Source organism: Ideonella sp. P3_A4 (assembly GCF_056403075.1).
In genome coordinates this window covers 1-4,652 of the sequence record NZ_JBFUGE010000473.1, presented here as the reverse complement: position 1 = coordinate 4,652, position 4,652 = coordinate 1, and the positions used below count along the sequence as shown (strand labels likewise).

Sequence of the window (4,652 nt, the reverse complement as noted above, 5' to 3'; positions counted from 1 at the left end):
CACGACAGGTGGGGTCAACGCAAGTCCACGCTGGCGGATTGGGTGGTCCGGCTCACGCGCGGCGCGTGGTTGGCGGGCGTATGAATATTCATGCCCTGGCGCTGTGTCGAGTTGTAGCGAAGACGGCGGGGGCCGCACGCGATATTCCCGATCGGTAAAGGGCCTTGTATTGGCGGACATGGGGTCGACGATCTGACGTGAAAGTCGTTACATCTACAGATTGACGCCTATGGGGCCGGGCGGAAGCATCTGGATTGAGAAAAGCGCCCCTCTTGGGGCATTAGGGTCAACCGTACAGAAAGTCCGTCAATGAAAAATATCCCGATTGCTTTCAGTGCTCGATATTGGGCTGGCGCAGCCGTATTTCTAGGCACATTCGCCGCACAGGCCGCGGTCACCTTGAGTGCTGATGGTGTCGGCAATACCTATGAACTGATCGAGTCCAAGAAATTCGGGATCGAGGTGCCGGATTGCAAGCATGCCGTCCGGCACATCCGCGAAGCATTCGACAGCGAATTGAAGAAGAATGTCTTTGCCTTCGACATCCACCGCGATCTGGACGACGACAGGTGCACCGCCACCGATCGGCAACGTGTGGAGATCARGACGTCGCCCGAGGGCTCGCCCACCCAGCAACACACCCGTGGTGAAACGGCGCACTACCGCTGGAAGTTCAAGCTGCCCGCGGGGTTTCAGCCCTCGCCGAGTTTCACGCATATTCACCAAGTCAAGGCCTATGGCGGTGACGATGATTCGCCGATCTTGACGCTCACGCCACGTGCCGGCAGTCCCAACAAATTGCAGGTCATCTACACCGGCTCGTCCAACAGCGGGGTGAAGGCCGAGGTCAATCTGGCGCCGTTCATCAATACCTGGGTGGAGGCGTATGTCCGAATCTTGAACGATGACAACGGCAACATCCAGGTGAACCTGCGCAGGCTCAGCGATGGCGCCTCGCTGTTGTCGTGGAAGAGCGGCACCTTGGATACCTGGCGAACGGGCGCCTCCTACAACCGGGGTAAATGGGGCATTTATCGCAGCCTGGACAATATTTCGTACCTGCGTGACGAGACCGTTTTGTTTGCCGACTGGTGCGTGACAGAAACAGCCAAGAAAGATTGCCCGAGCGACATCCAGAAGCCATAGCACTACGCCGGAAGCCCGGATGTGGCGGGGCCTCGGGCATCATGCGCGCCATGGCTGATGTGCCCCACCACCATTGCCGAGTGCTCGGCTCGCCCTGGAAAGGCGTGCATGGCACCTGGATCGACAGTGCGCGCCACTATGGGCRGCATTGGCACGCCACCTATGGGCTGGGCGTGGTGGAGCAGGGCGCGCAGCGCTCGGCCAGCGGGCAGGGCGATGTCGAGGCATTCGCCGGCGACCTGATCACCACCAACCCGGGCGAAGTGCACGACGGCCGGCCGTTGGGCGCCGACTCGCGCCGCTGGCGCATGGTCTACCTGGAGCCGCAGATCGTGGGCTCGATGGTCGAGGTGCCGGCCGATATGGCGCTGATCCGCCCGGTGGTGCACGACGCCCGTCTGGGCCAGGCCTTGCGCCTGCTGCTGGACCGGCTGGAATGCTGGAATGCCGGCGCCGCCACACCCGCTGATGCGCTGGCCTGCGATGAGGCGCTGACCCATGCCTGCGGCTTGCTGCTGCAAGGCCACGCGACGGCCATGGCGCCGCAGGAGGGGGGCGCTGGCATCGCCACCACCCGCATGCTGACCGTGCGCGACCGTCTCGGCGACGACCCGCTCGACGTGCCCAGCCTGGAGCAATTGGCCACGCTTGCGGGGCTGAGCAAATTCCAGCTGCTGCGGCAGTTCCAGAAGGTTTTTGGCCTGACGCCGTTTGCGTGGTTGCTGCAGCAGCGCGCCGAGCGCGCGCGGGCCCTGATCCGCGACGGCGCCGGCCTGGCCAGCGCGGCGGCGGCCTGCGGCTTTGCCGACCAGAGCCACATGACGCGCACCTTCGCCCGCCACTTCGGCTTCACGCCCGGTGCCTGGCAGCAGGCGATGGCGCGTTAGCCTCAAGCGCGGCTGCAACCACGTTCAAGACCGCGGCGCTTTGCGTCGCGAGACTGCGGACCCTGGAATGTCTTCAGAGGTCTTGCATGTCCGTATCGTCCGAATCGCTCGCGTCCCGCGAGTCCCGTGAATCTGCGAAAGGCCAGTGGCTGTGCAGCCTGGCCATGGTGGTGGTTGGCAGCACCGTCGTTGCCAGCCAACTGATCGGCCAGAGAGTCGAGCCCTTCCTGGCCACTGCCTTGAGGCACGCCGCAGCGCTGCCGGTGTTTCTGCTGCTGWTGTACTGGACCGGCGCGCGCTGGCCGCGCGTGGGTTGGCGCGATGGCGCTCTGTTGCTGCTGCAAGCGGCGGCCGGCAGCGTGGGCTACACGGTGCTGTTGATCGAAGGCGTCAGGCGCTGTGGCGCGGCCGATGCCGGCATCGTCGCTGGCACCTTGCCGGCCGTGTCGGCGCTGGTGTCGGTGCTGTTCCTCGGCGAACGGCCGGGCTGGCGGCTGGCGGCCTCGGTCGTGCTGGCCACTGTCGGCGTGATGGTGGTGGCCGCCTCGCCGGATGCAGCTGGCGCCGCCGCGCCCGAGCGCTGGCAAGGCATCGCGCTGGTGCTGGCGGCCATCGGCTGCGAGGCCTTGTTCATCCTCGCCAACAAGCGCCTGACCACCCCGGTGCCGGCGCTGGCTTTGTCGACGCTGATGAGTGCAGGCGGCCTGGCGCTGTCAGCGATCCCGGCGTCACTGATGCTGCACGCATCACCCTCTGTTTTGAACACCCCTGCGCTCGCTGCGATCGCCTACTACGCCTGGGTGCCRACAGTCGGCGGCTTCCTGCTCTGGTACGCCGGCAGTGCCCGTACCAGCGGCACGCGGGCCTCGCTGGCCACGGCCTGGTTGCCGGTATCGGCCTTGCTGTTGTCGGCCTTGTGGCTGGGCGAAACTATCCGCGTCGCCCAGTGGGCGGGGCTCGCGTGCGTGCTGCTGGCGGTGGTGCTGGCTGCCCCGCCGGAAAAGCCCCGCGGCCGGCGGGCGTTTGACCCTCACGCCGCGTGAGGGTTGATACTCGGCCGCTCATCTGAACTGAACCGACACAGGGAGCACGCTTGCTGAAAGTGGGCGAGTTGGCCAGGCGCAGCGGGCTCACCATCCGCACGCTGCATCACTACGACAGCATCGGTCTGCTGCAGCCCTCGGCCCGGTCCGAATCGGGCTACCGGCTGTACGACGACCAGGACGTGGCGCGGCTGCACGGCATCCAGGCGCTGCGTGGCATGGGGCTGGCGTTGGCCGAGATTGCATCGCTGCTCGATGCCGGCCACGGCACACCACTGCCGGCACTGATCGCGCGCCAGATCGCCGCGATCGACGAGCAGATCGAGCGCAGCCAGCAGCTGCGCTCGAAGCTGACGCTGATGCATTCGCTGCTCGCCAGCGGCAGCCAGCCGGGGCTTGATGATTGGCTGGGCGGCCTGTCGCTGATGAATGCCTGTGCGCAGTACTTCAGCGCCGACGAGATCAAGCGCCTGTTCGAAGACTGGGCGCGCACCGAGGCCGAGTGGCCGCCGCTGGTGGCTGAGGTGAAGGCCGCAATGCAGGCGGGCGTGCCCATTGATGCGCTCGAGCTGCAGCCGCTGGCACGCCGCTGGATGGACCTGACGATGCGCTGGATGCGCGGCGACACCCGGCTGCTGGAGCGTTGGCGCCAGATGCTGGAAGAGCAGCCGGTCACCAACAGCAACAAGGCCGGCATCGACCGCGCCACGCTGCACTACATCGACCAGGCCATCCAGTTGCGCCTGGCCACCTTGGGCAAGTATTTGTCGGCCGACGACATCGAGCGGCTCGACAAGTCGATGCAGCCCGATTGGCGCGCGCTGACCGAACAAGTCCATGCGTTGATGCAGGCTGGCACGCTGCCCGAAGACCCCGCTGCCCAGCCGGCGGTCGACGCATGGCGCCGGCTGTTGGCGCGCCTGACCCGCAACGACCCGGCGTTGTGCGCGCGGCTGATGAAAGCCCATGCCAACGAGCCGTTGCTGCGCGCCGGTGCGGCGCTGCCGACCGAGGTGCGCGAGTACATCTACCAGGCGCTCGAGGCGAGTGCCGTGCTTGACCCTCACGCAGCGTGAGGCCACACAGTGCGGCTTCGAACCATGATGAAGGAGCACGAACGATGAACACCCCGAACGCCAACATCATCCACAGCGGTGAGCCCAGCCGCACAGCCTTGCGCGTGGCGACGCTGCGTGCCGTGCATGCCTTGCTCGACGAGCCGATCGTGCTCGACGACCCCGTGGCACTGCCATTGCTTGGCCAGACGATGGCCGACGCGCTGCGGGCCGACCCCTTCACCTGCAACGATCCGATGTCGCGTGGTTTGCGAGCCTCACTGGTGGCTCGCAGCCGCGTGGCCGAAGACGAACTGGCGCGCCGCGTCGACGCGGGCMTGCGCCAGTACGTGGTGCTGGGCGCGGGGCTGGACACCTTTGCTGCGCGCAACGTGCATGCCGCAAAAGGCCTGCGCGTGTTCGAGGTCGACCATCCGTCGACGCAGCGCTGGAAACAGGCTGCCCTCAGCGCTGCCGGCCTCGACGTCGGTGACACCGCCTTCGTGCCTGTCGACTTCGAG

Annotated in this window: 5 protein-coding genes; all 5 read left to right on the top strand. The window is 66.3% G+C overall.

Going from position 1 to position 4,652, the window contains the following annotated elements; genetic code table 11:
- Nucleotides 1-309 precede the first annotated feature (309 nt).
- Nucleotides 310-1,146: a polysaccharide lyase family protein gene (locus tag AC1DYI_RS27100; RefSeq protein WP_477207224.1), complete on the top strand. Its 837-nt coding sequence runs from the start codon at nucleotides 310-312 to the stop codon at nucleotides 1,144-1,146.
- A gap of 50 nt (nucleotides 1,147-1,196) precedes the next feature.
- Entirely contained in the window at nucleotides 1,197-2,033 is an 837-nt protein-coding gene (locus AC1DYI_RS27095; RefSeq protein ID WP_477207223.1) for an AraC family transcriptional regulator, read from the top strand.
- Nucleotides 2,034-2,119: 86 nt separating this feature from the next.
- A complete protein-coding gene (locus AC1DYI_RS27090; RefSeq protein WP_477207222.1) occupies nucleotides 2,120-3,076 on the top strand; it encodes a DMT family transporter in 957 nt (318 codons plus the stop codon).
- A gap of 59 nt (nucleotides 3,077-3,135) precedes the next feature.
- Nucleotides 3,136-4,152: a MerR family transcriptional regulator gene (locus AC1DYI_RS27085; RefSeq protein WP_477207225.1), complete on the top strand. Its 1,017-nt coding sequence runs from the start codon at nucleotides 3,136-3,138 to the stop codon at nucleotides 4,150-4,152.
- A 44-nt stretch (nucleotides 4,153-4,196) separates the two neighbouring features.
- The coding region (locus AC1DYI_RS27080; protein WP_477207221.1) for a class I SAM-dependent methyltransferase at nucleotides 4,197-4,652 on the top strand (456 nt) is incomplete at its 3' end.